Origin of the sequence: Streptomyces durocortorensis, assembly GCF_016901035.1 — a bacterium.
Lineage (GTDB): Bacteria > Actinomycetota > Actinomycetes > Streptomycetales > Streptomycetaceae > Streptomyces > Streptomyces durocortorensis.
Genome location: NZ_JAFEUF010000023.1, coordinates 1 through 26857 on the forward strand (window position 1 = coordinate 1; position 26857 = coordinate 26857).

The 26857-nt window shown below is 71.5% G+C and carries 33 protein-coding genes; 15 read left to right on the forward strand and 18 right to left on the reverse strand.

The features are described from left to right. Positions 1-1890: TPM domain-containing protein (locus JS521_RS07405; RefSeq protein ID WP_307847805.1), on the reverse strand; the 1890-nt coding region annotated here is incomplete at its 3' end. A 429-nt stretch (positions 1891-2319) separates the two neighbouring features. Here JS521_RS07405 and JS521_RS07410 point away from each other — a divergent pair. Together JS521_RS07410 and JS521_RS07415 are read left to right on the forward strand one after the other, a co-directional pair. Next, a complete protein-coding gene (locus tag JS521_RS07410; protein ID WP_205081922.1) occupies positions 2320-3879 on the forward strand; it encodes a glycosyltransferase in 1560 nt (519 codons plus the stop codon). 8 nt (positions 3880-3887) lie between these two features. Then, positions 3888-5408 carry a DUF6056 family protein gene (locus JS521_RS07415; RefSeq protein ID WP_205081923.1) on the forward strand — a complete coding sequence of 507 codons (1521 nt, stop codon included), beginning with the start codon at positions 3888-3890 and terminating at the stop codon, positions 5406-5408. 6 nt (positions 5409-5414) lie between these two features. On the opposite strand, the gene JS521_RS07420 is transcribed toward JS521_RS07415, so the two are convergent. Then, positions 5415-5948 (reverse strand): MarR family winged helix-turn-helix transcriptional regulator, encoded by a 534-nt coding sequence (locus tag JS521_RS07420; RefSeq protein ID WP_372448563.1) that lies wholly within the window; start codon positions 5946-5948, stop codon positions 5415-5417. 129 nt (positions 5949-6077) lie between these two features. Here JS521_RS07420 and JS521_RS07425 point away from each other — a divergent pair, with 129 nt between their 5' ends. Then, the gene (locus tag JS521_RS07425; protein ID WP_205081925.1) at positions 6078-6503 is read left to right on the forward strand and encodes a Rid family hydrolase; all 426 of its coding nucleotides are present in this window, start codon (positions 6078-6080) and stop codon (positions 6501-6503) included. Between the two features lie 101 nt (positions 6504-6604). Here the strand turns inward: JS521_RS07425 and JS521_RS07430 are convergent, their stop codons facing one another. Both JS521_RS07430 and JS521_RS07435 read right to left on the reverse strand, forming a co-directional pair. Continuing rightward, positions 6605-7648 (reverse strand): TY-Chap domain-containing protein, encoded by a 1044-nt coding sequence (locus JS521_RS07430; RefSeq protein WP_205081926.1) that lies wholly within the window; start codon positions 7646-7648, stop codon positions 6605-6607. An 83-nt stretch (positions 7649-7731) separates the two neighbouring features. Further along, a complete protein-coding gene (locus JS521_RS07435) occupies positions 7732-8058 on the reverse strand; it encodes a hypothetical protein (protein ID WP_205081927.1) in 327 nt (108 codons plus the stop codon). Positions 8059-8249: 191 nt separating this feature from the next. Between JS521_RS07435 and JS521_RS07440 the strand changes: the two genes are divergently transcribed. Then, complete coding sequence (locus JS521_RS07440) at positions 8250-9623, forward strand: NAD-dependent succinate-semialdehyde dehydrogenase (RefSeq protein ID WP_205081928.1); 1374 nt, start codon at positions 8250-8252, stop codon at positions 9621-9623. A gap of 48 nt (positions 9624-9671) precedes the next feature. Here JS521_RS07440 and JS521_RS07445 read toward each other — a convergent pair whose 3' ends face one another. Both JS521_RS07445 and JS521_RS07450 read right to left on the reverse strand, forming a co-directional pair. Next, on the reverse strand, positions 9672-10220 hold the full coding sequence (locus JS521_RS07445) for a 2'-5' RNA ligase family protein (RefSeq protein WP_205081929.1): 549 nt from the start codon (positions 10218-10220) through the stop codon (positions 9672-9674). A gap of 112 nt (positions 10221-10332) precedes the next feature. Next, entirely contained in the window at positions 10333-10587 is a 255-nt protein-coding gene (locus tag JS521_RS07450; RefSeq protein WP_205081930.1) for a hypothetical protein, read from the reverse strand. Here JS521_RS07450 and JS521_RS37470 point away from each other — a divergent pair. The 3 genes from JS521_RS37470 to JS521_RS07460 all read left to right on the forward strand — a co-directional run bounded on the left by JS521_RS37470 (position 10511) and on the right by JS521_RS07460 (position 12464). Then, a complete protein-coding gene (locus JS521_RS37470) occupies positions 10511-10786 on the forward strand; it encodes a DUF6924 domain-containing protein (protein WP_372448564.1) in 276 nt (91 codons plus the stop codon). The two genes, JS521_RS07450 and JS521_RS37470, sit on opposite strands and share 77 nt — an antisense overlap. An 88-nt stretch (positions 10787-10874) precedes the next feature. Beyond that, on the forward strand, positions 10875-11327 hold the full coding sequence (locus tag JS521_RS07455) for a hypothetical protein (protein ID WP_205081931.1): 453 nt from the start codon (positions 10875-10877) through the stop codon (positions 11325-11327). Between the two features lie 126 nt (positions 11328-11453). Further along, positions 11454-12464: a YdcF family protein gene (locus tag JS521_RS07460; protein WP_205081932.1), complete on the forward strand. Its 1011-nt coding sequence runs from the start codon at positions 11454-11456 to the stop codon at positions 12462-12464. A 74-nt stretch (positions 12465-12538) separates the two neighbouring features. Here the strand turns inward: JS521_RS07460 and JS521_RS07465 are convergent, their stop codons facing one another. Together JS521_RS07465 and JS521_RS07470 are read right to left on the reverse strand one after the other, a co-directional pair. Beyond that, positions 12539-13321 carry a D-Ala-D-Ala carboxypeptidase family metallohydrolase gene (locus JS521_RS07465; RefSeq protein WP_205081933.1) on the reverse strand — a complete coding sequence of 261 codons (783 nt, stop codon included), beginning with the start codon at positions 13319-13321 and terminating at the stop codon, positions 12539-12541. 168 nt (positions 13322-13489) lie between these two features. Beyond that, complete coding sequence (locus JS521_RS07470; RefSeq protein ID WP_307847802.1) at positions 13490-14935, reverse strand: outer membrane protein assembly factor BamB family protein; 1446 nt, start codon at positions 14933-14935, stop codon at positions 13490-13492. 467 nt (positions 14936-15402) lie between these two features. Between JS521_RS07470 and JS521_RS07475 the strand changes: the two genes are divergently transcribed. Beyond that, positions 15403-16146 carry a hypothetical protein gene (locus JS521_RS07475; RefSeq protein WP_205081935.1) on the forward strand — a complete coding sequence of 248 codons (744 nt, stop codon included), beginning with the start codon at positions 15403-15405 and terminating at the stop codon, positions 16144-16146. A 54-nt stretch (positions 16147-16200) separates the two neighbouring features. On the opposite strand, the gene JS521_RS07480 is transcribed toward JS521_RS07475, so the two are convergent. After that, entirely contained in the window at positions 16201-17049 is an 849-nt protein-coding gene (locus tag JS521_RS07480; RefSeq protein ID WP_205081936.1) for an NmrA family NAD(P)-binding protein, read from the reverse strand. After that, a complete protein-coding gene (locus JS521_RS07485; RefSeq protein WP_205081937.1) occupies positions 17046-17471 on the reverse strand; it encodes a nuclear transport factor 2 family protein in 426 nt (141 codons plus the stop codon). The genes JS521_RS07480 and JS521_RS07485 overlap by 4 nt, the downstream gene beginning before the upstream one ends. Before the next feature lie 85 nt (positions 17472-17556). On the opposite strand from JS521_RS07485, the gene JS521_RS07490 reads away from it, so the two are divergent. Both JS521_RS07490 and JS521_RS07495 read left to right on the forward strand, forming a co-directional pair. After that, positions 17557-18171 carry a TetR/AcrR family transcriptional regulator gene (locus JS521_RS07490; RefSeq protein ID WP_205081938.1) on the forward strand — a complete coding sequence of 205 codons (615 nt, stop codon included), beginning with the start codon at positions 17557-17559 and terminating at the stop codon, positions 18169-18171. Positions 18172-18499: 328 nt separating this feature from the next. After that, on the forward strand, positions 18500-18760 hold the full coding sequence (locus JS521_RS07495) for a hypothetical protein (protein WP_307847803.1): 261 nt from the start codon (positions 18500-18502) through the stop codon (positions 18758-18760). On the opposite strand, the gene JS521_RS07500 is transcribed toward JS521_RS07495, so the two are convergent. From JS521_RS07500 to JS521_RS07520, 5 genes are all read right to left on the reverse strand, one after another. Then, the gene (locus tag JS521_RS07500) at positions 18739-19065 is read right to left on the reverse strand and encodes a DUF6980 family protein (RefSeq protein WP_205081939.1); all 327 of its coding nucleotides are present in this window, start codon (positions 19063-19065) and stop codon (positions 18739-18741) included. The two genes, JS521_RS07495 and JS521_RS07500, sit on opposite strands and share 22 nt — an antisense overlap. Before the next feature lie 19 nt (positions 19066-19084). Further along, the gene (locus JS521_RS07505) at positions 19085-19624 is read right to left on the reverse strand and encodes a GNAT family N-acetyltransferase (RefSeq protein WP_205081967.1); all 540 of its coding nucleotides are present in this window, start codon (positions 19622-19624) and stop codon (positions 19085-19087) included. 37 nt (positions 19625-19661) lie between these two features. Next, positions 19662-19928 (reverse strand): CPCC family cysteine-rich protein, encoded by a 267-nt coding sequence (locus JS521_RS07510; protein ID WP_239486910.1) that lies wholly within the window; start codon positions 19926-19928, stop codon positions 19662-19664. Positions 19929-20060: 132 nt separating this feature from the next. Further along, on the reverse strand, positions 20061-20279 hold the full coding sequence (locus JS521_RS07515; RefSeq protein WP_205081940.1) for a DUF397 domain-containing protein: 219 nt from the start codon (positions 20277-20279) through the stop codon (positions 20061-20063). Then, complete coding sequence (locus tag JS521_RS07520; RefSeq protein ID WP_205081941.1) at positions 20276-21115, reverse strand: DUF5753 domain-containing protein; 840 nt, start codon at positions 21113-21115, stop codon at positions 20276-20278. Before JS521_RS07520 ends, JS521_RS07515 begins: the two co-directional genes overlap by 4 nt. Before the next feature lie 93 nt (positions 21116-21208). Here JS521_RS07520 and JS521_RS07525 point away from each other — a divergent pair, with 93 nt between their 5' ends. The 5 genes from JS521_RS07525 (at position 21209) to JS521_RS07545 (ending at position 24139) form a co-directional block, all read left to right on the forward strand. Further along, on the forward strand, positions 21209-21469 hold the full coding sequence (locus JS521_RS07525; protein ID WP_205081942.1) for a hypothetical protein: 261 nt from the start codon (positions 21209-21211) through the stop codon (positions 21467-21469). Between the two features lie 17 nt (positions 21470-21486). Beyond that, the gene (locus JS521_RS07530) at positions 21487-21915 is read left to right on the forward strand and encodes a hypothetical protein (protein WP_205081969.1); all 429 of its coding nucleotides are present in this window, start codon (positions 21487-21489) and stop codon (positions 21913-21915) included. Positions 21916-21920: 5 nt separating this feature from the next. Further along, complete coding sequence (locus JS521_RS07535) at positions 21921-22364, forward strand: hypothetical protein (RefSeq protein ID WP_205081943.1); 444 nt, start codon at positions 21921-21923, stop codon at positions 22362-22364. Between the two features lie 52 nt (positions 22365-22416). Next, positions 22417-22797 (forward strand): hypothetical protein, encoded by a 381-nt coding sequence (locus JS521_RS07540; protein ID WP_205081944.1) that lies wholly within the window; start codon positions 22417-22419, stop codon positions 22795-22797. 64 nt (positions 22798-22861) lie between these two features. Continuing rightward, positions 22862-24139 (forward strand): low temperature requirement protein A, encoded by a 1278-nt coding sequence (locus tag JS521_RS07545; protein WP_205081970.1) that lies wholly within the window; start codon positions 22862-22864, stop codon positions 24137-24139. Between the two features lie 34 nt (positions 24140-24173). On the opposite strand, the gene JS521_RS07550 is transcribed toward JS521_RS07545, so the two are convergent. The 3 genes from JS521_RS07550 to JS521_RS07560 all read right to left on the reverse strand — a co-directional run bounded on the left by JS521_RS07550 (position 24174) and on the right by JS521_RS07560 (position 26668). Further along, positions 24174-24362, reverse strand: a complete 189-nt coding sequence (locus tag JS521_RS07550; protein WP_205081945.1) for a hypothetical protein — start codon at positions 24360-24362, stop codon at positions 24174-24176. A 345-nt stretch (positions 24363-24707) separates the two neighbouring features. Further along, positions 24708-24929 carry a hypothetical protein gene (locus tag JS521_RS07555; RefSeq protein WP_205081946.1) on the reverse strand — a complete coding sequence of 74 codons (222 nt, stop codon included), beginning with the start codon at positions 24927-24929 and terminating at the stop codon, positions 24708-24710. A gap of 275 nt (positions 24930-25204) precedes the next feature. Then, the gene (locus JS521_RS07560) at positions 25205-26668 is read right to left on the reverse strand and encodes a glucoamylase family protein (protein WP_205081947.1); all 1464 of its coding nucleotides are present in this window, start codon (positions 26666-26668) and stop codon (positions 25205-25207) included. Positions 26669-26857 lie beyond the last annotated feature (189 nt).

Consider the following 26857-nt stretch of genomic DNA (forward strand, 5'->3'; position numbering starts at 1 on the left):
CCGCAGGGCCCCGCCGCCGCCCATCCCGCCGGGGCCCTGCGGGGAACGGAAACCGCGGACGTCCTGCTCGGCCAGGGCCATCGCCTGCCCGGCCAGCGCGTCCGCCTGCTGCGCCTCGGCCAGCGCCCCCTGCGCGTCCGTGGCCGACAGCTCCCGGGCCCGCTCCCACCGCCGCTGCGCCTCGGCCAGCCGGGTACGGGCCTGGCTGCCGACCGCACCCCGGTTGGTCGTGATGTAGTCGGCCGCCGCCCCGATCGCGGACCGGGCGGTGAGCATCGCCTGATCGAGGAGGGACCGGGCCTTCGCCTCGCCGCGCTCCTGGTCCCGGGCCCCCGCCAGCGCCTCGTCCAGGGCCGCGTCCGCCTCCTCCACCCGGCGCAGCGCGTCGATCGGGTCGTACGGTCCCGCCGCCATCGCGCCCCGGACGTCCGCGAGCACGGCCTCGGCGCGGGCGATCCGGCCGCGCAGATCGGCGGTCGACGCGCCCTCGGCGGTCCCTTCGAGCAGCCCGCCCGCGTCCGCGAGGTCGGTCTCCGTCTCGGTCAGCGCGGCGGGCAGCTTCCCCGCGGCCTCGCCCAGCTCCGCCGCCCGCCGGTCCACCGAGTCCAGCAGCGTGGCCGCCTGCCCCACCGCGCCCTCGGCCCCCCGGATGTACACCGCGGCCCTGGAGTTCTCGCCGCCCTCGACCGCCGTACGGGCCTGCTCCACGGCGGAGCCCGCGAAGACGAGCCGGTCCTCCGCCTGCTCGACGTCGGCCGCCACGGGGGCGGCCGCGCTTTCCCCGTACCGCTCGCGCAGCCCGGCCACACCCGACTCGGCCGCCGCGACCCGGCCGGTGAGGTCGCGGTGCGTGGCGTCCACGGTGGCCAGGGCTTCCGGAGCGGTACGTTCCAGCGCGCGCAGCCGGTCGAAGTCCTCGGAGACGGTGTCGAGCCCCTCGTTCGCGGTCGCGCACCGCCGCAGGATCTCCTCCAGCATCCGGCGGCGGGTCGCGTCGTCCTCGGGGAAGGCGTCGTCGAGCTGCTGGCGCAACCGGAACGACTGCGTCAGCTCGTCCTTCGCCCGCGCGACCGCCGCCGTGAACGGCTTCGCCGCCTCCTCGCCGAACTGGGCGGTGGCGAAACCGAGTTCCTCCTCGCTGGTACGCACCGCGTCGTCGGTGTCCACCAGCACCTCCTTGGCCTGCGCGTCCAGCTCCGGCAGCGGCGTCGGCGGCTCCGGCGCGCCGCCGGCCTCCGCAGTGCGCCCCCAGCCGGTGGCGGCCGGGGTGGTGCGGGTCGTCGTGCGCCGTTTGCGCCGGGCGTACGCGTAGACACCGACCGCGCCCACGCCCGCGACGACGGCCACCGGCAGGTTGAAGTCGCGGGCGCCGGTCGCGTCGGACCCGCCCGTTCCGGGGTCGGCGGGGCCCGGGGTGATCGCAGGGGCGGTCACGGGGCGTCCGGCCAGGGCGGAGGCGTAGCCGTCAGCCGCGCCGATCGCGGCCCCCGCCCAGTCGTTCTCCCGCAGCGCGGGCTCGATGGCGGTCCCCGCCACGTCCCGCAGCCGGTCGTCGGTGAGCCGCGCGTCCGCGTCGACGGAGTAGGCGTACTGCCGGTCGTGGGTGGCGACGGAGAGCAGCACGTCGTCCTGGCCCAGGCCGTTGCGGTCGGCGGTCTCGTCGCTCCAGGTCTGTCCGGACCGGCCGGAGAAGTCGCGTACGTACACCACGAAGAGCTGGACGCGCTGCTCGTCGTACAGCCGGTCGAGCGCGTCCTCCACCTGCCCCGCCCGGTCGCCCAGCGCCCCGACCCGGTCGGTGATCTGCCCGTCCCGGGACAGCTCGACGGGGTCGTCGGCGCGGGCGGTCACGGCGGCGGGGAACACCAGCCAGCCCACGGCGAGCAGCACGGAGGCGAGGGTGGCGAGCAGCACGGAGGCCGGGGTGGCGAGCGGCCTCGTGGGCAGCGCGGCGAGCGGCACGCCGGACGCCCTGGTGGGCAACGCGGCGGACGGCTCGGCGGGGCGGCCGGTGGTCCCTGGCGGTCGAGGAGACGTCACGTTTGCGAGGCTATGTCCGCCTTTTCGCCCTCGCGACCCGGCGATCCACCGAACCGCATCCGCCGTCCGCCTGAGCGGTTGTGCCGGTCCGCCTCCGCTGTTCGCATGAAAGGGCGGCGGAAAGCGGTCCGCCCGCGCGTGTACGGAGAGACGGAGGCCGCCGCCCGTCGTCAGATGGGGCGGACGTGGCGCGACCCGGACCCCGGCGCCGGGGCCCGACGGCGCAGGCGCCGGTCAAGGGCCCGGCCCCACGAGAGGCCCGAAGTCCGGAGGTGGCGAGTGACTGGCCTTCAGCTGTCGGTCGTCGTGCCGTGTTTCGACGAGGCCGAGGTGATCGAGTCCTTCCACGCCGCCCTGGTCGGCGTTCTGGACCCGCTCGGGGACAGCTTCGAGATCTGTTACGTGGACGACGGCAGCCGGGACCGCACCCGCTCCCTGCTCAACGCCATCGCCGCCCGTGACCCGCGCGTCCACTACACCGCCTTCAGCCGCAACTTCGGCAAGGAGGCCGCCATGCTCGCCGGACTCCGTATGTCGAGCGGGGCGGCCGTGGTGATCATGGACGCCGACCTCCAGCACCCGCCCGAGCTGATCCCCCGCATGCTGGAGCTGCACCGGCACGGCTACGACCAGGTCATCCCGCGCCGCGACCGCACGGGCGAGGGCCTGCTCCGCAGCACCCTCAGCCACACCTACTACGCGCTCGTCCGCCGCTGCATGGACGTGGAGCTCATCGACGGCTCGGGGGACTTCCGGCTGCTGTCACGGCGGGCGGTGGAGAGCGTCCTGTCCCTCCCCGAGAGCAACCGCTTCTCCAAGGGGATCTTCTCCTGGATCGGCTTCGACACGGTCACCTTCCGCTACCGCAACAGCGAGCGGGTGGCGGGCCGGTCGAAGTGGGGCAGCAGACGGCTGCTGAACTACGGCATCGACGGGTTGCTCTCCTTCAACAACCGGCCGCTCCGCCTGGCGATCTACACCGGCTTCTGGGTCTTCGTCTCGGCCCTCATCTACGCACTGTGGACCGTCGTGCGGGTCGTCCTGCACGGCGTGGACACCCCCGGTTACGCCACCCTCCTCATCGCCGTCGTCGCCCTCAGCGGCATCCAGCTGGTGACGCTCGGAGTCATCGGGGAGTACGTGGGCCGCATCTACCACGAGGCGAAACACCGCCCGCCGTACGTCGTACGGGAGACGGACGCGACCTGCCGGGCGGCGCTGCCGGAGAGTCCGCCGCCGCGTGCGCAGCTCACCGGGGACGCGCAGCCGACCGCGGACGCGCAGCTCACCAGGGACGCGCAGCCGACCGCGGACGCGAACCCGGGCAAGGACCCCGCGCTCGCCGCGCGCCGGTCCCGTACCGTCCGCCAGTTCGGCAGTTTCGTCCTCATCGGTTGCGTGAACACCGCCGTCTACCTCGGGGTCTACGCCTCGCTGAACCGCTGGATCCCCTACCTGACCGCCCATGTCATCGGTTACGTGGTGAGCATCGTCTGCTCGTTCCTGCTCAACTCCTACGTCACCATCCGGACGCGTCCGACCTGGCACGCCTTCGTCCGCTATCCCCTCTCCAGCCTGGTCAACCTGGTGGCGTCCGGGGCGCTGCTCTACGGAGCGGTGAGCGGCCTCGGGATGGACAAGAACCTCGCCGCGCTGGCGGCCGGCGTCCTCGTCACGCCCGTCTCGTTCCTGCTGGCGCGGTGGGCGATCACCTCGGGCCAGAGCAAGGCGGCCGCTGCCGTACCGGACGGCGAGGGCGGATCGACGAGCCCGGCCGAACCGCTGCGGGGCCGCCCGGCGCCCGCACCGCTGCCCACCCGCTCGCCCCAGGACCGGTGAAGGCTGCGATGTCCGACGAGGTTCCCGTAACCGCCGCCCCGGAAGGCGGGCGGAACCCGACCGTGACGGACCGGACCGGGCCGGACCGGGCCGAGTCCCCCTCCGACCGCCCCTGGACGGCTCTCTGGGTGACCGCCCTCGCCCTCCCGCCGCTCGCCCTGCTCGCCGCCGCGTCCTGGTTCGGGCGGTGGGTGCGGCCCGGCGCGGACGACTGGTGCTTCCTGCCGCGCGTGCGGGACGACGGCATCAGCGGCCTCGTCGGGCAGTTCTACTTCGACGACAACGGGCGGGTCGCCAACGCGCTCCTGGTCGGCGCGTACGCGAAGTTCCAGGTCGCGGGACACCAGTGGTTCCCCCTGGTCAGCGGGGTCCTCGTGCTCGCGGTCCTGTGGACGGTGGCCGTGCTGGCGCTGCGCCGGGCCGGGCTGCGCACCCCGCGCGGGCTGCCCCTGCTGCTCGCGGCCATGTCCACGGCACTGCTCCTGTTCGTCACGCCGAACACGTACAAGACGTTCTACTGGCCCGCCGCGTCCGTCTCGCACACGCTGCCGCCCGTCCTGGCCTGCGCCGCCCTGGTACCGCTCCTGCTCGCCCGGACCCGCCGGGGACGGGTCCTCGCGGTCGCCGTCGCGCTGCTGATGGCGGCCTTCCTCGCCACGCTGTCCGAGGAGACGGCGATCGTCGTGGTGATGGTGCTGCTGGCCGCGCTCCTGGTGTCCGGCCGGGTCGTTCCCGCCGCCGACCGGGGGTTCGTGCGCCTGTGGTGCGCCGGGGGCATCGTGGGGACGGCGGCCGGGGCGCTGGTCCTCATCACCTCGCCCGGCTCCACGAACCGCAGGGAACGCTTCGGGGCGGAGACCACCTCCCTGCTCGCCCCCGACTCCCTCGCCGCGTCGCTGCGCGCGTTCGCCGAGATCACCGTCACCGTGGTCACCACCTGGCAGTACGTGGGCGGGGTCGCGGTGGGCGTCCTGCTCGGGCTGCTGTGCCGGAGGGCGGACGGGACGACGCCCCGCCCGCCCGCGCACTGGCCGCTGCTGACCGCCGCCGGGCTGGTCACGCTCCTGGTCTCCGGCTACCTCTGCACGGTCATCGCCTACCCCGTCGTCGGCGACCGGGTGAGCGACCCGAGCGCCAACCGGCTGTGGAACGACTACCTCCTGCTGTACGTGCTTCTCCTCGTCGGCGTCGGAGCCCTGCTCGGCCTGGCCGTCCGCCGCCGCACCCGCCGCACCGCCCCGGCGAAGGCCGTGTGCGCCGCGCTCTGCGTCCTGGTCTGCGTCGGCCCGGCCATCGCCCTGAGCAACCTGGACACCGCGATGCGGGACCGGGCCGAGAAATGGGACGCCCAGGACCGCCGGCTGCGCGAGGGCGCGGCGGCTGGGGAGCGGGTCCTACCGTACGAGCGCCTGGTGATCAGTCAGATGCTTGAGCCGTTCAGCGAGGGTGGTGAGCGGTACTGGCCCGGCGGCTGCGTGGCCGACCTGTACCGCCTGGACCGGGTCACGGACGGGGTGAGGGGGCGGTGACGGCGGTCAGCCGAAGTCGTCGGGCACGATCCGCATCTTCTCCGCGATACGGACGAGCGCCTTCTGGTCTGCCGTGTTGAGGGAGTCGAGGACGAGGCCGCGCACGGTGCGCAGGTGGGTGGGGGCCGCCCGGTCCACGATGTCGAAGCCCGCCTCGGTGAGTTCGGCGAGGGTGTAACGCCCGTCGGCCGGGTCGGGGGTCCGGACGACCCAGCCGCGCTGCTCGCACCGTTTGATGACGTTGGAGAGCCGGGAGAGGGATCCGCTGGCGAGGAAGGCGAGCTCGCCCATCCGCAGTTTCCGCCCCGGGGCCTCGGAGAGATGGCTGAGTACGAGGTACTCGAACAGGGTGATGCCGTGCTCCTGCCGCAGCGGCGACTCCAGCTTGCCCGGCAGCAGCAGGACCAGGGAGATCAGTCCTGTCCACGCCGCCTTCTCCTGCTCGTCGAGCCAGCGCGGCTGTTCGTCGTCCGCGTGCGCGCTCGTGCGCTCCTCCTCCCGCCCGTCCGTCTCGCTCATGGGCCTTTCGGTGCCGCTCATCGGTCTTCCCGTCCCCTCGGTGCGCTCCCCGATGACTTTGCGCTTGAAGTCATCGCTTGCTACAGTAACTTTACGCGTGAAGTCATGGAAGCGAAAGCGCACCCCTCGGGTGCGAGGAGAGGAAGCATCATGAGCACCGTCACCTTCGGCGTCGTACCGGGCTACGGCGAGAAGCTTCACGAAGCCCTCGGTTACAGCAGCGCCGTCCGCGTCGGGGACCGGGTCGAGATCTCCGGTCAGGCCGGGGTCGACGATGATCTGGTCATCCCCGACTCGCTGGAGGACGAGATCGTCCGGGTCTTCGACAACGTGGAGCGCGCGCTCGCCACGGTCGGCGCGACCTGGAAGGACGTCATCCATGTGAACTCGTACCACAAGGTCGCGCCGGGGGACGACGTCATCGGCGAAGACCACAACCGGGTCATGGCCGAGCAGTTCCGCCTTCGTCTGGGCGGTCGTGCGCCGATCTGGACCGAGACCGGCGTCACTGTCCTCGGCCTCGCCGCCATGAGGGTGGAGATCCGCGTCACCGCCATCGCAGGCTCCGGGGCCTGATGCTCCTCCGCGCCCGGCGACTGCCGCCGTCAGTCAGGACGGTGACAGCGGGGCGCGGCGCTGTCAATGATTCCGGCAACGCCTGCCCCATGCGCGGGAGTTCAGGTGGCGGGGTGGTGGACGCGCGGGATGCCCAGGTCCGGCAGGTCGAGGTGGAAGCCGCGCCCGCGACCGCTCATGGTGCCGTCGTAGGAGAGTTCGGCCAGGCCGACGCCGAGCTGCCGCAGCTCCTCGACGAGCATGCGGGCGGCCGTCGCGGCGTGCGCGGGATCGTCCATGGCGTCGGGGAACCGGCGTTGCCAGATCGAGCGGGAGAACTCCCAGCCGTTCTGCGCCATGCGGACGGGATCAGCCGCATCCGGCCGGTGCAGATGGCCGGTGGCCTCGACGACGAGGCTGAGGTCCTGGCTCCAGCACTGGACGAAACGCTGGGGATCGTCGGCGGATCCCAGGTGCAGGATGAACCTGCCGGGGAAGAACGGGGTGTCGTGGTCGAGGGACCGGAGGGTTTCGGACAGGCGCTTCTCCACCGCTTCCCAGGTGGTGCCGGACAGGTCCGGCGCGCCGGAGGCGGAGGCGGAGTCCCCGAAGGACGTGGCCGGCAGGTCGGCCGGCTCGGCGGCGCGCCAACGCCCCCGCGAGTAGCGGCCTGCGGCGGATTCGACGTCCGTTGCGGCAGGCAGGAGTTCGAGACTCACCTCGCCCTCGTCGTGCGAGTGCACGAGGATGCTGGTGCCGGGACGCCGCCACAGCATCCACGGCCCCGAGGCGCCGCCCCACATCGTCGGCGGGCCCAACTCCCCCTCCATGACCCACCAGGCGGCGCGGATGAAGCCGACGGCCGTGGCCAGGTCCTCGGCGGGCAGGTCGACGACGCGAACGTTCAGCTTGCGTATCCGCTCGGGCTCCGAGACATCGGCGATCAGGGTGCCGTATCCGGCCGAAGGGCCCTTCCGGGGAGCGAACCTGCGCCAGACCTGGCCCGCGACTTCCTTGGGCTCCCGAAGTTCCCACCCCAGCGCCGACGTTGCGCGCTCGACATCGGTCAGGCTCCAGGAGCCGAAGTCGAGCGGTGTGACCTCTCTCACGAACGTATGGAATATGTCGTCGTCGAGCCAGTTGCCGCGAGGGATCATGTTCTCCATGCGCCGGACAGTAGCGGTCCGGTACGACAGGGGCCGATGCCCCCGACGCGAGCGGCCGTCGACCGCCCGGGCGGAGCAGCGGCTCACTGCTCGCCGTGACCGTCGAACCAGGCGAGCCCGTCGCGCCACCGCCGGTCGCGCTCCCTCCCCGACTGCTCCCACCACGGGTCGCCCCGCTCGCCGAGCGCGACCTTGGCTCGCTGGACGCGGTCGCGCGCCCGGCGGAGCGCGGCATCGTCCGTCGAGCGCTTCGCTTCCCGTACCGCCCGCCGCGCCGCCATCAGGTGGGAGCGCAGGGCGGCGGCCGCGTCCTCGGGGACGGCCGGGTCGGTCGCCCGCCAGCGCCGCCCCTTGACGATCACGTAGCGCCCGTCGTCCGTACGGTCCGGGCCGCCGCTCTGCGATGGCATGCCCTCATGATGCGCCGGTTCCGCTCGGCCGGCCGGAGCCGCGAGGGCGATACCGGGCGGAGTCATGAGCGCGGTGGGAGGGGCGAGGTGTGCGCATCTGCCGGATGGGTACCCGAATGTCCGCCCGGTGGTCCTGCGGCCGTTTCCGTCTCGCACGGACCTCGTCCGGGAGCTGTCCACGGAAGGAAGTCATGAGTACGTACCGAGTCGTCAACCCTGCCACCGGTGAGACGGAACAGGAGTACCCCACCGCCACCGACGGCGAGCTGCAGGACGCGCTCGCCCTGGCCGACGACGCGCAGCGCGCCTGGGCCGCCCGGCCGGCGGCGGAGCGGGCCGAGGTGCTGCGGCGGGTCGCGGACCTCTACGAGGAGCGCAAGGACCAGCTCGCCGCCATCATCACCCGCGAGATGGGCAAGCCGGTCAAGCAGGCCCTCGGGGAGCTGCGCACCGTCGTGTCGATCTACCGCTACTACGCCGATCGGGGCGAGGGCTTCCTGGAGGCGGAGGAGCTGGACGTCGCCTCCGGCGGCCGGGCCGTCATCCGGAAGGAGGCGGTCGGCACCCTGCTGGGGATCATGCCGTGGAACTTCCCGTACTACCAGGTCGCCCGGTTCGCCGCACCGAACCTGATGCTGGGCAACGCGGTCCTGCTCAAGCACGCCCCGCAGTGCCCGGAGTCGGCGCTGGCGATGGAGCGGCTGTTCCTGGACGCGGGCCTGCCGAAGGGGGCGTACGTCAACATCTTCGCCACCAACGAGCAGATCGAGACGCTGATCGGGGACGACCGGATCCACGGGGTCTCGCTGACGGGTTCGGAACGGGCGGGCGCGGCCGTCGCGGAGATCGCGGGCCGCAACCTGAAGAAGGTCGTGCTGGAGCTGGGCGGCTCCGACCCGTATCTGATCCTCGGCGCGTCGAACATGGAGCAGGTGGTGAAGAACGCGCTGATCGGCCGCATGGGCAACGCGGGCCAGGCCTGCAACGCCGCCAAGCGCATCATCGCCCTGGACGAGCACTACGACGGCTTCTCGACCGCCTTCACCGAGGCTGTCCGGGGGATCACCGTAGGCGACCCCACCGACCCCGGGACCTTCATGGGGCCCCTCTCCTCGGAGAAGGCGGTCGAGACCCTGGACGAGCAGGTGCAGGACGCGATCTCCAAGGGCGCCACGGTGCTGGCCGGCGGCAAGCGCATCGACCGCCCCGGCGCCTGGTACGAGCCCACCGTGTTGGCGGGCATCACCCCCGACATGCGGGCCTACAAGGAGGAGCTGTTCGGACCGGTGGCCCTGCTGTTCAAGGTGGGCTCCGAGGAGGAGGCCGTCGACTTCGCCAACAACTCGCCGTACGGCCTCAGCGCCTCGATCCAGACCGACGACGACGCCCAGGCCGAGCGGGTGGCCCAGCGCCTCCAGACCGGCATGGTGTTCGTCGGCGCCCCGTCCGGAACCGCGGCGGAACTGCCGTTCGGCGGGGTCAAGCGGTCCGGTTTCGGCCGGGAGCTGGGCCGTTTCGGCATGGAGGAGTTCGCCAACCACAAGCTGGTCCGGCTGGTGCGCTGACTCCCCCTCGGGCGTTCTGCAGCCGCTCCCCCCGCTCCGGGGAGCGGCTCAAGGCGTCCCCGGCCCGATCACGGCCGTCGTCCGGCTCACCGAGTCGTAGGACCGGGCTTCGGCCCACCGACCCGGCAGGACACCCGGCCCGGTGGCTTCCTCGGGGAGCCACCGCCCGTCGGGGCCTGGCCATACCGCGCCCCGGCCCCGGCCGAGCGTGATGTGCGGGATCCAACGGGCGGGGGAGTGAAGCGGGTTGGAGCCGTCGTGGCTCCCGGGGGTGTCCCGCAGGATCCGCCACACCGTCTCGTGCAGCTCCAGAAGGGCGGCGTCGGGCCGGACCGCCCAGGCCAGCACGTCGACCCGGCCGGAGAAGCGCAGCAGCCCGGTCAGGTGGAGGGGGAGGGGCAGCGCGGCGAGGGCTTCCGCGAGGGCGGTACGGGCTTTAGCGGGGAGCGTGTCGGCCGTGGCGAGCGTGAGGTGCGGCCGGTTGGTCGGGTGGTGGTGCGCGCTCTGGCTGGGCAGGCCCTCGTCCGCGAGGGACTGCCACACGCCCCGTACGGCTCGGTCGGTCGCCTCGTCCGGTAGCAGTTCGATGCTGTGCACGGGGGGCAGCGTAGGGCCCGCCGCACCGCGCGGTGGCTGCCGCGGACCGTGCGTCCTCCAAAGCCCTCTGTCAGAGGCGGATGTCAGACGTGAGGTGTCTTCTCCCTTTCTGTCACCCGCCGAGTGGGATGGCGGGGAGGAGATGGAGCCGGAGGAAGAGGACGGCTACGAGCCCGCCGGTTTCGCGTTGGAGACGCGGACCGACCCACCCCGCTACACCCCGCCGGCCCGCGCGCTGTCTGTCCTCGTCCAGGAGACCGATCTTCTCGTACGCCACCCCGGAGCAGGTGATGGCCCAGGTCCGCCCGGGCGCGGATCCGGAAGCGATGATCTCCGACGTGGTGCTGATCGCCGATACCGCCACCATGCGTGAGCCCGGACATTCCGTCCGCGTGGTCCCCCTGGAGGACGAGGTCGGGCACTCCTTCCGGGTGGACGCCGAGGTCGCCGGGATCATGGTGGTCAACCTGGCGCTTGGGCAACATGGACCTCGACGTCTGGCGGGAGGACGACGTGGAGGCCTAAGGGTCTGTGCGACCGGAGATGTACCCCTAAATGCCCCATAGGTTGATGTTTCAGATGCGTGGGGCGTCGAAGATTGAGGTGAACAGAAGAGATCTGCTCGTAGTCGCAACAGGCATCAGGAGTGAGAGCATGCGTGGCGTTCTGATAGGCGTCGTCGGCGCCGTGGCGGTCCTCGGAGTCGCGGCCGCCGTGGCCGTACCCGAGGCCAGGGAGTGGTACGACGGACGGCACGAGCAGACCTCGTCCTACGCCACGGGCAAGGAGGCCAAGGGGGAACGCGAGTCCGTTCCCCGCTGGCTGCCGGACGGCGCCTCGTCCGTCGAGTACGCCATGCGGACCACCGGCGGCGAGCGCATCCTCAGGGCGACGCTTCACGACGGCCGTCTCCCCGCGCAGTGCGAGCCGCTGGACGGCGAGAGCGCCCCGGACCCCGAGATCAGCGCGTCCTGGTTCCCCTCGGGGGTCGCGGACAGCGCGAAGGGCCGCTGCGGCTCCTATTACGTATCGATCGAGGACCACACGCTGTACGCCTGGCAGACGAACGACGACTGGGTTGCGGAGAACCGCGACTCCGGGCAGTAACCCCCGCACTCCTGCGGATAGCGGATAGCGGATGGCAGATGGCAGATATGCGGGCGGCGGTTCGCCGCCGCAGCCGCTTCGCCGCAGCCGCCTCGCCCCAGACGTACCGACGAACCCGAGGTCCCCGTGATCGCCTTTGCCCCGACGGCCGTGTTCCTGCTCTGGTTCTGCTGGGGCGTACGGCAGGACCGCCGCCAGTTCCGTAACGCGGTGCTGCTCGGCCTGACCGTGCTGAGTCTGTCGTTCGCCCTGCTGACGCAGGTGGACCGGCTGCCGGACAACCTGGCCGTGCTCGTGTACGCGCTGGTCTTCCTGGTGCCCGTGCTCGCGATCGTGGTCCTCGGCGGCTTCCTCGTGGTCAACGGCCTCACCATGGTCCGCAAGGAGGGCCGCCGCCCGGCCAACCTGCTCTCCGGCCTGGCCGGGATCGGCATCTTCGCCGTCCTGGCCCTGGTGGTCACCGCCGACTACCTCGGCGGCTCGAAGGCGTACCGCTCCTTCATCCTGGCCGTCGTGCTGATCACCGGCTATGTCGCCTTCCTCTTCCTCTGCTTCCTCGCGTACGCCTTCCTGTACGGCCGCATCCGGGTGCGGGGCGACGTGGACTTCGTGGTGATGCTGGGTTCGGGCCTCATCGGCGGGGAACGCGTGCCCCCGCTGCTCGCCTCGCGTCTGCGCTCCGGACTCCGTGTCCAGCAACGGCAGATCGCCCGGGGCGGACCGGCACCCGTCCTGCTGGTCTCCGGCGGCCAGGGCCCGGACGAGAAGCTGCCGGAGGCCGAGGCGATGGGCCGCTGGCTGGTGGCCGAGGGCGCCGACCCGGACCTCGTCCTGGAGGAGAGCCGCTCCCGTACGACGACGGAGAACCTGCGCTTCAGCCGAAGCCTGATGGAGGGGGCCGACGAGCGTTACGTCTGCGTCGTGGTGACCAACAACTTCCACGCGTTCCGGGCCGCGATGACCGCTCGCAAGGAGGGCGTGCGCGGCCAGGTGATCGGCTCGCCCACCGCCGCGTACTTCTGGCCGAGCGCGACGATCCGGGAGTTCGTCGCGGTGTTCTGGGAGCACCGGATCGTCAACGGCGCTCTGTGTGTGCTGCTGGCGGCGCTGGCCGTGGTGGTGGGGATGGGCTGGTAGCCCTCCTGGTACGAGTACGAGGGCCTCCGGTCCGCCGAGCGGAGGCCCCCGTACGTCAGGAGAGCGCCGCGGCGTCAGATGCCGCAGCTGGGCGCGGACCAGAAGCGGCCGCTGCCGCCGGCGACGTGGGTGTGGTCGTTGTGGCCCGGGTAGCCCGGGCCGAGGATCTCGGTGAAGCCGTGGTTGCGGGCCGCCTGGGCGAGGGCGCAGAAGCCCTGGGATCCCGCACCGAGGTCGGCCGCGTGGCCGTACATGTGGCGGCTGTTGGCCGCGCCGCCGACGGCGCTGTTGCAGGACACGCTGCGGAAGCCGCCGTTGACGGTCATGGGCCGGTCGCCCATCGCGTGCCGCATGGCCTGGAGCTTCCACATGGTCACGAGCGCGTTGGCGCGGGCGGTGGCGGCGCTGACCTTGCCCCCGGACCAGTCGGAGTTGCAGCGGTTCAGCTCGGCGTAGGTGAAGTTGACCGGGGTGCAGTCGTCGTCCTGCAGTTGGTAGATCTTGTTGAAGGTCGCGGGGCCCGCGATGCCGTCGGCGGCCAGCCCGTACGCGGACTGGAAGCGCGACACGGCCGCCTTCGTGGCCGGGCCGAACGCCCCGTCGATGGCGATCTGGTTTCCGGTGCCGGGGTAGCCCGCGACCCGGATCTGGAGCTGACGCACGGCTTCACCGCTGGAACCCTCCTGGAGGGTTCCGCTCCAGGTGTAACAGCCGTCGGCCGCACCGACGTCGCCGGACGGTACGGAACCGGGGGCCGGGGCCGGGGCCGGGCTTGCGGAGGCGGCGGTGGTGCCGCCGAACGCGAGAACCGCGCCTGCGAGGGTCGAGAGAAGAAGTCCGATGGGGCGTGATCGCATGGGTCTGCACCTCATTGTCGTCAGGCTGTCCCAGGAGGAATCCGAGCGTCCGGCGTGAGCCCTATGGGTGTCAAGTGCATGTCAACATGCTGCCAAGCGGTCCGGAACGGGGGTCAGGAGGACGGCGACCGCCGCCCTCCTGACCGTCAGCCGCCGCCCTCCTGGTCGTCAGCTGCTGAAGCCGAGGAGTGGCGGAGTGGCGCCGGTCCCGTCGGGGTTGACGAGGACCCAGTCGCCGTCGCGGCCGCGCACCAGCTGGGGGGCCTCGGCGACGTCGTCGATGCCCTCGCGGATCAGGGGCCCCTCGGCAAGATGCCCGGTGCGCGGGTCGAGGGAGCGGATCCGCCCGTCCGCGAGCACGGCGAGCCGGTTCCCGGGCAGTCGGGTGAGGGCCGTGACCGGACCGCCCGCCCCGGTGTGCCACAAGCGCTGCCCGTCGTCGAGCCCGTAGCCGGACAGGGCTTCGGGGATCATCTTGCCCGGCTTCGTCGCCGCGGTCACCAGAACGTCTCCGACGACCGCGGCGCGGAGCGCGGGCCGGGCGTCGAAGCTCCGGTCCGGGTAGGCGGTCATCCGGAGATCCTCCTCCCGCCCCGACACCTTCACCGTTGCGCGCAGCCGGTCCCGGTCGTCGAAGGCCAGTGCGGCGTCGGTGCCCCGGGCGTCCTTCTCCTTGAGCCAGAGCGTGAACGGCCGGGCGGAGACGACCACGGCCGCCACCCACTCGCTCTCCACCGGCAGGGCGGTACGGCGTACGGCCTTGCCGGTCGCGGTGTCGAGCGAGACCAGCTCCAGCGAGCCGAACTCGCCGTCGGGCAGGCACTGGACGACCACCCGGGTACGGCCCGCCGCGGCCGAGGCGACGACCGGCGAGCAGCCCGCGTCGAGGTCCAGTTCCCAGCGCGGATCGCCTGCTCGCAGGGCGAATCCCCGTACAGCGGTGTCCTCCAGGGCGACGGCGACGTCGCCGTCGGCAGCCACCCTGCCGTCGGTGGGCGACTCGGAACCGGTGCCGCCCGTGATCTTCCGTTCCCAGAGCTTGCGGCCGCTCGCGGTGTCCACGCCCCACACGGTGTCGCACGGCGCGTCCACACGACCGAAGACGATCACGCCGACGCCGTCCACCACGGAGTCGCTCATCGCGCACGCCGAACCGCGCTCGGGCGCGGCCAAGTTCCACAGCTCACGCCCGTCGCCGAGGCCGTAGCCGGTCAGCCCGTCCGTGCGTGCGCGGACGACGGCGTCGTCCAGTACCCAGTTGCCCGCGCCCGTGACGCTGTCCGGCCGGTCGATCGGCGTGTCCCAGGCCCGGTCGACGACGGGGCCGCGCAGCCATACGTACGCCTGCCGGCCCGGCCAGAGGGCGAGGATCATGCCCGTCACGACGAGCACGGCGGGCAGTGCCCTCCCGGGCCGGACCCTGGTCAGCTTCTCGATCCGCCAGGTGACCACGGCGATGCCCGCGAAGGTGCACAGGAATGCCAGCAGGATGGTGGGGGTGGTGCCTTCGGGGCAGGGTCGGAAGCTGCTGCCGCCGCACCGGTTGCCCGGGATCGAGGTCCAGCCGAACCAGTGGAAGGCCACGGCGAGTCCGGGGACCAGCCCGGCCACCACGACGAGCAGCGACCTCCCCCACGCGGATCCCCGTCCTCCGCGCGCAGGCCTGCTGTCCTCCACCACATCGCCCCCCAAGGCATCAACTCCCGTATCTCTCCCCAGAGATGCGAAGGGAGATCGTATCGCCTCGAACGGGTGAACGGCCTGAAGATCGCCGACGCGATCGTGAGCGACTTGGCAGCACTGGCCGGCAGCGCCCGCCGTCAGGGCCACGGCGTCTACGGCTGGACCACGTGGGAGTTTCATGTTCGGAACCTGGCGCCAACGGTTCACGTCGCGCCCGTGCGGCAGTTGACCGGCCCGGGGGTCACTGATTCAGGTCGATCTCCTCCGGTCTTTCTCCGAGCCCCTGCGCGGATGCGGCTCCTGATTGCAGAGTGGAAGGGGCAGCGGCGGAGCGAGGTCGTCCGCGCCTGCCCGGCCTCCGCGCCGGACCGGCGGCGGGTTGTGGGAGTCGGGGTGTGATGAACGGGAGCACGGTGGAACGGACCGGCCCGGGCGGTGCGGTGGCGGCGCAAGGTGTGCGGCGTCGGCGGAGGGTCGTGGCCGGTCTCGCCCTGCTGGCCGCACTCACGGGGTGCTCGGTTGGCGGTTCCGGGAGCGAGGGCTCTGCGCCAGGCCCCGCTCCCACCTCGACGCGCCTGAAGGCGGGGGACCTTCGGCCGCTGCTGCTGGAGGCCTCCGATCTGGGGAAGGGGGTACGGTCCCTGGACCCTGATCCGGACAAGGGATCCGGCGAGTCCCCGGTGACAGGGGGCGGTCCCAAGGACTGCGAGGCGCTGGAGCCTTACGGCCTCGACGGCCCGATCGACGAGCTGATCGGTACGGAGGACAGCTCGACGAGGGGATTCAGCCGGGATGGTGAGCTCCTGAGCCAGCGGCTCTACAGCCGTATGCCCGCTTCGATGTCGGACCGTATGAACAAGGCGTTCGCCGCGCTGACCGCCTGCCCCGAGTACAGCGAACTCCTTGTCCTCGGCGACCGGGGCACCGCCGAGTCGCTCGTGAAGACGCGCGCGATCGAGGTCAAGGGAGTGGAAGGCCCGACCTACGGTTACGAGCGGACCGTGATGGACAAAGAACTGCGCTCGCCCAGCCGCACGATGACGATCGCGGTCACGCGCGGCTGGACGACGGTCATGCTCACGGGCTCACCGGACTTGGTGAAGGAAGCTCTGGAGCCCGCGCTGCGGAAGGCGACGCAATGACCCACCCGCCGCCGTGCTCGGGCCGCCACCAGAACCGCTGATCTCCCTGGAGTATCAGCCGATCCGGCCCATCTCCCGCTCAAGGAGGGACCGGAAGGTGTGCGGGGGCCGGCCGGTGAGGCGGTGCACGGTGCCGGTGACGCGGTCCTCCGCCCCGTCGGCGATGGCGCGGTCCATCCCGGCCAGCATCGCGGCGAACTCCACCGGCACCTGCGTCGTGAGGCGATCGCGCAGCTCCTCGTAGGACAGGCGATGGTGCACCACGGGCCTTCCGGTGACCTCGGTGATGATCGTGGCGATGTCGTCGTGGCCGAGCGTCTCGGGTCCGGTGAGGACGAGATCGGTGTCGGGGGCCTGCTCGTCGGTCAGAGCGCGTACGGCGACGGCCGCGATGTCCTCCGCGTCGACGAAGCCGACCCGGCCGGCCCCGGTGGCGGTCCGGATGACGCCCTCGTCGCGGATGCTGAGCGCGTGGACGTGCGTACCGGTGAAGTTCTGCATGAACCACGAGGGACGCAGCACCGCCCACTGCTCGAAGAGACCGGGCAGAGCCTGGTGCACCTTTCCGACCGCCGGGCCGCCCTCCGGGATGGCCGAGGAGCTGAGCAGCACCGCGCGGCGCACGCCGGCGGCGCGGGCCCCTTGGAGGAACGGCAGCATCGTTGCCGCGGGGTCGGAGTCGCCCACGGGCGGTACGAGGTAGACGCGGTCCACGCCGTCGAGAGCGGCCGCATGCGTCGCGGGGTCGTACCAGTCGAAGGGGACGTGTTCGGCCCCGGCGACCGGCGTGGCCCGGCGGCTGGCGGCCCTGACGCGGTGCCCCGCGGCTGTCAGCTGCGCGGCGGTGCGGCTTCCGGTGGTGCCGGTCGCGCCGATGACCAGCGTGGTGGGTGCGGTGGTCATCGGCTGCTCCCGGTGAAGTCGGCGCCGGGTTCCTGGACGGCGAGGGGGTTCCAGTAGTCGCGGTAGGAGGTGAAGTGCCCGTCGCGCACGGTCACGACGGCGATGTACGTCATGTCGAAGGGGGCGTCGCTCTCCACCAGTCGGCCGACCCCGCGCATCTCGACCACGACGGTCTGTGGGTCGGTGGTCTGCAGGATCCGCAGCTCGGGGAAGTCGTGCAGGTCGATGTGGTCGGGGTAGTGGCGCATGTAGGCGGCGACGGCCTCTTTCCCCTCCAGACGCCGGGGCCAGCCGTCGGGAGCGAACGGGAACTCCATCACTCCGTCCTCGGCCCACAGGGCGACCCAGGCGGGAATGTCCTTGTCGAGCAGCAGTCGCAGGCTGTGGCGGAAAAGGTCCGCCGGGGAGGTCGGTGCGGGCATGGGTGTCCTCCAGTCGTAGAATCCGGACCCTGGGTCCATTTAAAGATATGGACCGTGGGTCCGTTTTGCAAACGGAGGGAGCGGCATGTCCGAACGCCAGTCGTCCCGCAAGGACGCCATCCGCAACCGGGAGGCCGTACTCGCGGCTGCCGATGCCCTCTTCAGCCGCCGCGCGAGTCCGGAGGACGTCACGATGGCCGACGTCGCGGCGGCGGCCGGAGTCGGCAAGGGCACGCTCTTTAGGGCCTTCGGCGACCGCGCCGGGCTGCTGCGCGCGCTGTACGAGGCGCGGTTGGAGCCGATCGGACGGGCCGTCGAGACCGGACCGCCACCCCTGGGGCCCGCGACCCCACCGCGGGATCGCGTACGCGCCCTGCTCGATGCCCTCTTGTGCTTCAAGCTCGACAACGGACGCCTCGCGCTGGCCCTGGAGGGGAGCGCCGGCGGCAGTAGCCCGTACCGGGCGGATCACTACGAGCGGTGGCACGGCCTGCTCCGAGCCGTACTGGAGCAGATTCCCGGCCTGGCCGACAGCGACTTCACCGCCCACGCCCTGCTCGCCGCCACTCGGGCCGACCTCGTCGAGCACTTGGCCGGCGAAGGAGGGATTCCGCGGGAGCGGTTGCGGGAACAGCTCGCGAGCTTCGTCGCCAAGGTCCTGGCTCCTGGCCCACGGCCGGACGGGCCCGTCGAGGAGTGAGTGGGAGGGGGGCCGCGCCCCCGGGAGCCTGGGGGGCTGCCGATCGGTCGACCGCCCCCACCTGGTCTCCAGCGACTGACACGGCTTCCCCCGGCCGTGCGAACGTTCACAGCGGGCCGCAGTTGAGACGATGATCAGCTCCGACTAGGGTCCGTGGCAGCCGTGTTCGGTGCTGACCACATCGTCGTCATGCGGCTCAACAGCAGGGGAAGTACACGGGGGAGTGAGGGTGCGCGCTGCGTGCCGTTTCCGGGGTGACACCCGGTAATTCGCCGATGAATCAGGCGAGTTCTTCCGTCATCAGTCACAGGAAGGACGTACTTTCGGCGTGACGTCACCATCGGGGTCGACCTCCTCGAACGGCGAGGTGAAGATGCTCCCGTTCGCAGTGGGGCTCGTCGTAGCGTTCGGCACGGGCTATGTGTGCGGGGAGTTCTTCGGCTTTCCGTGGTGGCAGCGCCTGATCACTGTCGTGGTCGTCGTCATGGCCCTGGAAGGCGCGAACCAGGCCGTGGGTCGCGCCCGCGCCAGAAAAAGGGCGCTGAGGGAACCCGGTCCAGAAGCGGATCAACGCTCGTCCCGCTCCTGACGCGGCGAAGCAAGCCACCCCTCGTCCTGGAACTCGGGCGGGATCGGGTCTTCCCATGGATCGATCCCGCGACGCTCCAGTTCATCGAACCAGCGGTCCCGCTGGGACTCGGGGAGGCGCTGTCCGCACCACGGGCAGAAGTCGATCCCAAGGGTCGATGCGCCGCCGTCATGGATGACCAACCCGTACTCCTGGAACCTCGCGCTGAAGCGGATCAGCGCGTCCGGACAGGTGGAGGGGGTGTCGTGCTGGTCGCAGTGCCAGTTCACCTGGGTCGTCATCACCGCGCAGCAGTGGTCGGTCATCGCCTCGGTTCCTCGCTGGTCAGCAGGACGACGTCGCCGGGCGGCCCAGGGTCCGCTGCATCAGCAGGGTGTCAACCCAGCGGTCGTGCTTGAAGCCGACGGCGGCCAGCCGGCCCGCGTCCGTGAAGCCGTAGCGGCGGTGCAGGGCGGCGGACGTGTCGGTGCCCGCGTCGGCGATGACGGCGATCATCTGGCGTACGTGCGTCCCGGTGCAGGCGGCCAGCAGGGCTTCCAGCAGCGCTCCGCCCAGACCTCGGCCCGTGCGGCCGGGGGCGAGGTAGATCGAGTTCTCCACGGTGTGCCGATAGGCGGGCTTGGGGCGCCAAGGGCCTGCGTAGGCGTAGCCGACGACCTCGCCGGACAACTCGGCGACCAGGAAGGGCAGGTTACGAGCGGCGAGGTCGTCGAGGCGCTGGTGCCAGGCTGCCACCGGTGGCGGGTTCTCCTCGAAGGTGATCACGGTGTGGCGGACGTAGTACGTGTAGATCTCGGCCACGGCGTCCAGGTCGGCCGGGACCGCCGGGCGGATCACCGGATTCGGCTTAGGCTCCGGTTCCACGGCTTTCACACCGGGAGTGTAGGCCGCGCTGGGCAGGTCAGGGGCGGCGGCGGGCCTCCGCCAGCTCCTCCTGGTACTCCAGCCTGGCCTGCGTCAAGCTCTGCCGGCCGTTGGGCCCGCCTCGCACGACGTGCGCGTCCGCGTCATCCTGGCCGTCGTCCTCCCACCCGCACTCGGGGCAGATCTCGAAGTTGGCCCGTTCCTCCAGGGTCTCCTCGAAGCAGCAGGGGCACGGGACGAGGCCGTCGACAGCGTTGCTCGACAGACCGGGGAACGATTCTTCGGAGGCCGTGGCCGGCATCATTCCACCCCCTTCTTTTTCGGTGATTCAGCGAACGACCCGGCCTGGGTGGGCCCGGGGCCTATGCCGGAGCGCGGGAAGCCCCACCATGCGAGCACGGTGGGGCGTAGCCGGGAGTGGTGGCAGGGGTGGCGGTCAGGCGGTGGTGCCGAAGCTCTCGGTCTTGACGCCTGCCACGAAGGAGGTGAACGCGTCAGCGGCGACGGCCAGGGCCGGGCCGCCCGGGTTCTTCGAGTCGCGTACGGGGACGATGCCGGTGGCGGACGCGGTGGCCGGGGCCCACTCGACGCACGAACCGCCGTTGTCGCTGTAGGAGGACTTGACCCACTGCTGGGTCGTGGATTCGCTCGTCACGGGGTGCCCTTTCGGTGCTGGTGGATCATGTCCACGGTATCTGTCTGCGACAGAGACACGGCCTGCAACTGATGGTAGGCCCTCACCATCGGGATGACGGAGCTGAGTTCGCGGTCCAGATGCCCCTGCGTCTCGGACTCGACGTAGGAGACCACGGACCGGTCCTGGAGTGTCAGCAGATTCACCAGCCGGTTGAAGGGCCGTTGCTCACCAACGCTGAACGGGGCGATCTGCAGCATGGTGTGGGACTGCGCGGCGAAGTCGACCAGATACTGCAGTTGAGCGTCCATCACGGCGGGGCTGCCGATCGGTCGGCGGATGCAGCTCTCGTCCAGTACTGCGATCAGCATGGGCGGCAGGGTGCGTAAGAGTGCGCCCTGGCGTTCCATGAGCAACGAGACGCGCTGATCGGCCTGTTCGGGTGTGATGACGCCTCGGTCCACCGCCCCGCGTGCCAGCGCCTCCGCGTACTCCCGGGTCTGCAACAGCCCCGGGATGACGCCCACCTCGAACAGCCGGATCTCCGCCGCCCGGCCCTCCAGCGCCACGTACTCCGGGAAGCCCTGCAACAGCACCCCGTGCTTGATCTTGCGCCACTCGCGCTCGAACGAATCAGCGGTTCCCGTGTAGTTCATCGCCACGTCAACGGCGATCGAGAACTTGCGAGTTGGGGACTTGTGACACAATTCCACGCCGGAAACGTGCCGCCCCGTGTAGCCGATACGGCCCCCGAGATCGTCCTGTTTCCAGCCCCGAGCCTCTCGCTCCCGCCGCAGACGCGCTCCGTAGGCCGCCTCAGGGCCCCCGTCCGGGTTCACTTCCTTGCGGTTGACCAACGTATCCCCCAGTTCCGAAACGTTGAAGACGTATCCACGCTAGGCCACGCTGAGTCGCCCCGGTAGTCGTTCGGCTACAGAGAGGAGCGATCGGTGTACGGCGAGAACGCCAGCACGAATACGGATCAGCCCCCAGGCGTCCCCGCCCCCGGGACTCTGCTCGCGGACACCAGTCGCGGTGACCGCGTGGGGGAGTTCCAGGGCGTCGCCGGCCCGTACTGGTCCCTCCGGCCGGTCGGCGGCGGGCGCGAGTGGGAGGTCGAACCCCGTTACGTACGCCCCGCGTTGCTCATGGAGCAGTTACGGGCCCGTACCGCGCGGCTCAACGCCCGCAGCCGGGGAGAAGTGCTGTGAGGGCGGATCGCGTGAGGGTGCTGGATTACGTCGCGGCTGTCACGGTGACGGCCGGCGGCCGGGCCCTCCCGCTCGGCGGGGTCGCCCTGCCGAACCGCCGGCTCGTCCTGCGCTGGCTGCGGCGGCAGGCGCTGAGGCTGGCGGACGGGCACGGGCGCAATCCGGGTCCGGCCCCCGCCGTCCCGTGGCTCGGGGTGAGGGACGTTCGGCCCGTCACGTTCCACGGCTCCGACGCTCCCGAGGCGCTGCGGGCGTGGGCGGGCGACCACGGCCGCCAGGACCACGCCATGGGCGCGCTGGAATCCGGGCGCCCCGCCCTGCTCACCGTGGTCGACCCCTTCGTGGGGCTGCGCGTCACCCTCGGCGCGTGGCCCGTGGACGTGTGGGGGTGGACGGCGCAAGCCTCGGCGGACCACTCGCCCCCGCCCCGTACGGAAGGAGTCTGACGCCCGTGCTGCAATGCACCGCCGTGACCCAAGTCCCGTACGCCGAGACGCTGCTGGCGCTCGCCACCATGGAGGGCGGGCCCGAGCACCCGCCCGATGTCGTGGAGCCGGAGGACTTCGTCCTGTGCGAGCTGGGCGACCACGACGAGTCGGCCGAGCACGCCGGGCACCTGTGGTCGGCGGACACCGCGGACGACCAGGACCTGTGGCTCCTCTGGTCGGGCCCCGGCGCCCACCGCGTCCACCGCCTCGACATGCTCCGCCTCTGCCCCGCCCTGCTCCGCGAGCTGGCGACCCGCACGGTGACGACCTGCGCGTTCTTCGACCATCACCCCGGGCCGCACTCCTTCTCCGTGACCGACCCGCTCGGCGACCTCATCGCCGTACACGTCCACAGCGAGGTCCGGCGACTCGTCTCCGAGGACGACGCCCCCGACGTACCCGACTGACGTACCCGACACCGACGCGCCCTGACGGCGACGACCGGAGGATTCCCACCCCATGGACCAGTGCACCGCTGTAACCCTGCTGCCGCCCCCGGCCTTCGTGCTCCGCCTCGCCGCCGCCGGCGGCGGCAGCCGCCCGGAAGCCGGACACCTCCTCTGCGAACTGGCCGCCGACCACGAAGGCGACCATGCGATGGCGTTATGGGACAACGACGCGAACCAGACCGCCGTCTGGGCCCGCTGGAGGGGTGAGCGGGCCACCCTGGCGGAGCTGGCCTGGTGCGGGGCGATGGACCCCCGGGGCGAGGACGCGTGCGGGCTGTTCACCGGTCACCCCTCCGCCCACGACTGGGACGTCACCGATCCGACGCGCGCGGCGGTGGACGCCGTACTCGCGGGGGAGTACCCGCACCTCGCGCCACGCGACGGCGTGTGATTCCCCGTCGCGGCGGCCCGGCGTCGGAATGATGGCGCGCATGTCAGAACACCCCGAAAGCGACATGAGCGGCAAGAGCGACAGGCCCGATGAATCCGGCCGGTCGCGGCGCAGGCTCATCCCGATGACCGGACGTGACCCCGAGGAGGACGGGCGGGTCTCCTCACCGCTGGAGCTGCTGTTCGACCTGACCTTCGTCGTCGCGGTCGGCACGGCGTCGTCCCAGTTCGCCGAGCTGCTGGCCGAGGGGCACCTGGGGCACGCGGTCATCGCGTTCGTCATGGCGATGTTCGCGATCAGCGTCGCCTGGATCAGCTTCAGCTGGTTCGCCTCGGCCTTCGCCACCGACGACTGGCTCTACCGGGTCCTGACGATGGTCCAGATGATCGGGGTCGTCGTCTTCTCGCTCGGCCTCCCGGCCATGTTCCACTCCGTCGACGAGGGCGGCCACCTCGAACTGCGGGCGATGGTTGCGGGATACGTCGTGATGCGGATCGCGATGGTGTTCCAGTGGGCCCGTGCCGCCCGGGAGGCCCCCGAGTTCCGGGGCGTCTGCCTGGCCAACATCCGCTGGACGGTGATCGCCCAGGTCGGGTGGGTCGTCCTGGCCTTCGTCGGGCTGCCGGTCTACGTTGTGTTCGCGGCGTTCGTCGTCCTCGGCGCGCTGGAACTGGCCCTGCCGGTCTTCGCCCAGGGCGCGGCGGGCGGCACGCCGTGGCATCCGCACCACATGGCCGAGCGGTACAGCCTGTTCGCGATCATCGTGCTGGGGGAGAGCGTGGTCGGGACGGTCGCCTCATCGGGCGAACTGCTCGGCGGGGCAGACGGCACGGCCTGGACCGGGAACGCCATCGCGGTCGTCGTCGCCGGGGTCGGCCTGACCTTCGGCATGTGGTGGGTCTACTTCACGACCCCGTTCGGCGAAGTCCTGGAGCGTCGTCGCAACCGTGGCTACTTGTTCGGCTACGGCCACATCCCCCTGTTCATCGGGGTCGCCGGAGCCGGGGCCGGGCTGCACGTCGCGGGCCTCTACCTGGAACACCACGCGGAGATCCCCGAGACGACCGTCGCCCTCGCCCTGGCCCTCCCGGTGGCCCTCTACCTCTTGGTCGTCTACCTGCTGCACACCCTGCTGCTCTCGGCGGCGGACCGCTTCCACCTGCTCCTGATCGGCCTGACCCTGGCGGTCCTGCTGGCGGCCTGTCTGCTGGCCGTGACGGACGCGCCCTTGGCCGTGTGCCTGATCGTCGTGATGCTCGCGCCCTTCGTGACCGTGATCGGCTACGAGACGATCGGACGCGAGCACCAGCGGCGCATGCTGGAGGGGGCCGGGGTGGGGTAGGGCCGCTGGGGTGCTGGGAGGACGGTCCGGCGCGTTACGCCGACTTCCTTCCGGACCTGTACATCAGCGCTCCGATGCCCAGGAAGACAACGGGGGCGGCCATCACCGGGACGAATTTCGCCCCGGTGGCCAGCATGACGGCAATGCATATCACCATGAAGACGGTAAGGGCGAGTATCAGGATACCGAAGACCTTACTTATCGTAGCCTTCTCGTTGGTCATGCCGTGATTCCCTTCGTGATCGTCTCGTCACGGATCGGTCTTCTGTCAAGCGCGCCCATGCTTCCCCCTCTGAATGAAAACGTAACCAACGGCAGAAATGCATCCGATGATCCCCAGCAGCGCCCACCCTCCGCTGTTACCGGAAGCGATCAGAAAAACAGAAAGGGCGATACCTGCGACAGCGAATGCGGCGGCGAACTGAACGTATCGCTTCACGGCTGCGCGCTGCTCCGGCGTCCATCCGACGTTCGGGTCTGACATCTCCATGTGCTTCGTGTGCCCCCAGCGGGAGGGGGGGAAGCCCTCCTGGGGGCCTCGTCGGCTGTTCGAGGGCGCTCCTCGCCATCAACCCCTGGAGATCTCACCCGCGACAGACGCGCCGGCCGCGATCAGCAGGTCGACTCCGACCGCAAGGCCGAAGCGTTCGGGCGGGGGCCTGTTCGTCGTGGCCAAAGCCTCGCCTCCGGGCTCTTGAAACTCGACTTGCCGGATCACGTAACCGTCAGTGTCGAGCTCGAAGTGGAACGAGATGGCTTCCTCGTCCCAAAAGCAGCGCACCCAGCGCATCACTGGTCCACCACGTCGAAGGGTTCGTCGTGCCAGCGCCGGCCGGCGGTGCCGTCGTCGCACCCCGCCTCCGGCACCCGCCTCCGGCACCCGCCTCCGGCACCCCGCCTCCGGCACCCCGCCTCCGGCACCCCGCCTCCGGTATGCCGACTTCCGGCGGTAACCGGGTCTGTCGGCTGCCGGGCGGCCGCCAGTGTGCGCACCCTCCGCCGGTCGCCGGGCGCGCCACCGCAGGGGCGGGTGGCCCGGTGTGACCGGCCACCCGCCCCTCCGCCTCAGATCGAGAACCGCTCCCGCTCCAGCAGCGGCCGCACCCGGGACCGGAAACCGCCCGCACGGAAGGGCCGTTGCAGCAGGCCCGGGCGTAGCTCCTGGGCCAGTGCCGCGACGACCATCCCCTGGTCCAGGGCCAGCATGAAGTCACTGACCCGGCCCGTCGACACGTTCACCGAGTCGCGGAAGCCGAGCCCCTCCTCGTACGCTCCGAAGTCCCGCTCCAGCACCCGCAGGTTGGCGACCGCCTCCCGGTGGGCGTACGGCAGGGCCAGGAAGGAGGCGTGCGGGGTGACGACTCCGTTGGTGAACGCCGAGGGGGGTGGGAGCGGTTCGCCGTCCTCGGTGTGCGTGCGGTCGGTGTTGGAGGCGTAGCCGTCGACCTGCATGCCGAGAGCGTCGACCCCGTACTCCTGGTACCCGTCCTCGGGGACGTTCGACGGGGAGAAGCCCCAGTAGCCGTACTCCGCCTCGCGCAGGCCGTGGTCGATCTGGCCGCGTACGTACCGCTGGTGGGTCACACCCCACGCGCGCGGCGACCACTCCGGCTCCGGCACGAACAGCGGCACCATCAGCGCCTCGAACATCGAGCCGCCCCAGGTGGGGACCACCTTGCGGCCCCGGTGCGTGTAGTGGCCGTTCCATACGCGGACGCCGTCGACCGTGACGTAACCGCCGCCCGGCTTCTGCTCCTGCTCGTGCTCCGGCAGCATCGTGCGCAGCAGGTGCCAGTAGTGATCCCCGGGGAGCGAGCCGTCCGCGATGCCCAGGTAACTCGCCATGCGCGGCTCGGTGTTGAGTGCGCCGTAGTGGTGCGGGGTCGGCTCGTCCGTGTCCGTCCAGACGCCGCCCCGGAGCTGGCCGGGGCCCGCCACCGGGTCGGCCGGGTCGTACGGCGTGTAGAAGTACGACCAGTCGGCGGTGGCCAGGATGCGGTCGATGCGCGGGCGCAGTGCCGGGGCCGCGTCGGCGGCGATCCGCAGGCCCGTCACCAGCCACGCGTTGTCCACCGAGGAGAGGAACGGGCGCACCGGGTCGCCGGTGCCGGGCCATTCGGTCAGCACCGAACCGTCGTGCGCGTCGTACCAGTTGAGCCAGAAGCCGTGGTGGCGCTCCAGCTTCTCCACCGCCGTGACCGTACGGGTCAGGGACCGGAGCATCGCTCCTTCGCCGATCACGCCCAGGCCCGCGGCGGCCACCGTCGACCACAGGCCGCAGCCGATGTTCGTCGGTGATGTCTGGGGGGATTGGGCGGGAGCCCCGGGACCGCTGAGGTCGATCTTGTCGGTGACCAGGCCCAGGTCGGTCGTCATCGCCTCGATCGAGCGGTACGTGTCGCGGAACCAGGTCCGAAGGAGGCGCGGGTCGGCGGGGGCGGTTGCTGCTGTGGCGGGGGCGGTCACGGCTCCGAGCGACAGGGCCGCGGCCCCGGTCCCTGCGGCGGTGAGAAACGTGCGACGGTCCATCGGTCCGGCTCCTGGTGGCAGAAGGGGGAGAGGGGAACAGTGCTCGTGCGGGCGGCGCGGGGGGGCGCGGGGGGGGGGGGGGGGGCCCCCCCCCCCCCCCCCCGGGGGGGGGGGGGGGGGGGGGCCCCCGCCCCCCCGGCCCCCCCCCCCCCCCCCCCCCGGGCCCCCCCCCCCCCCCCCGGCGGGGAA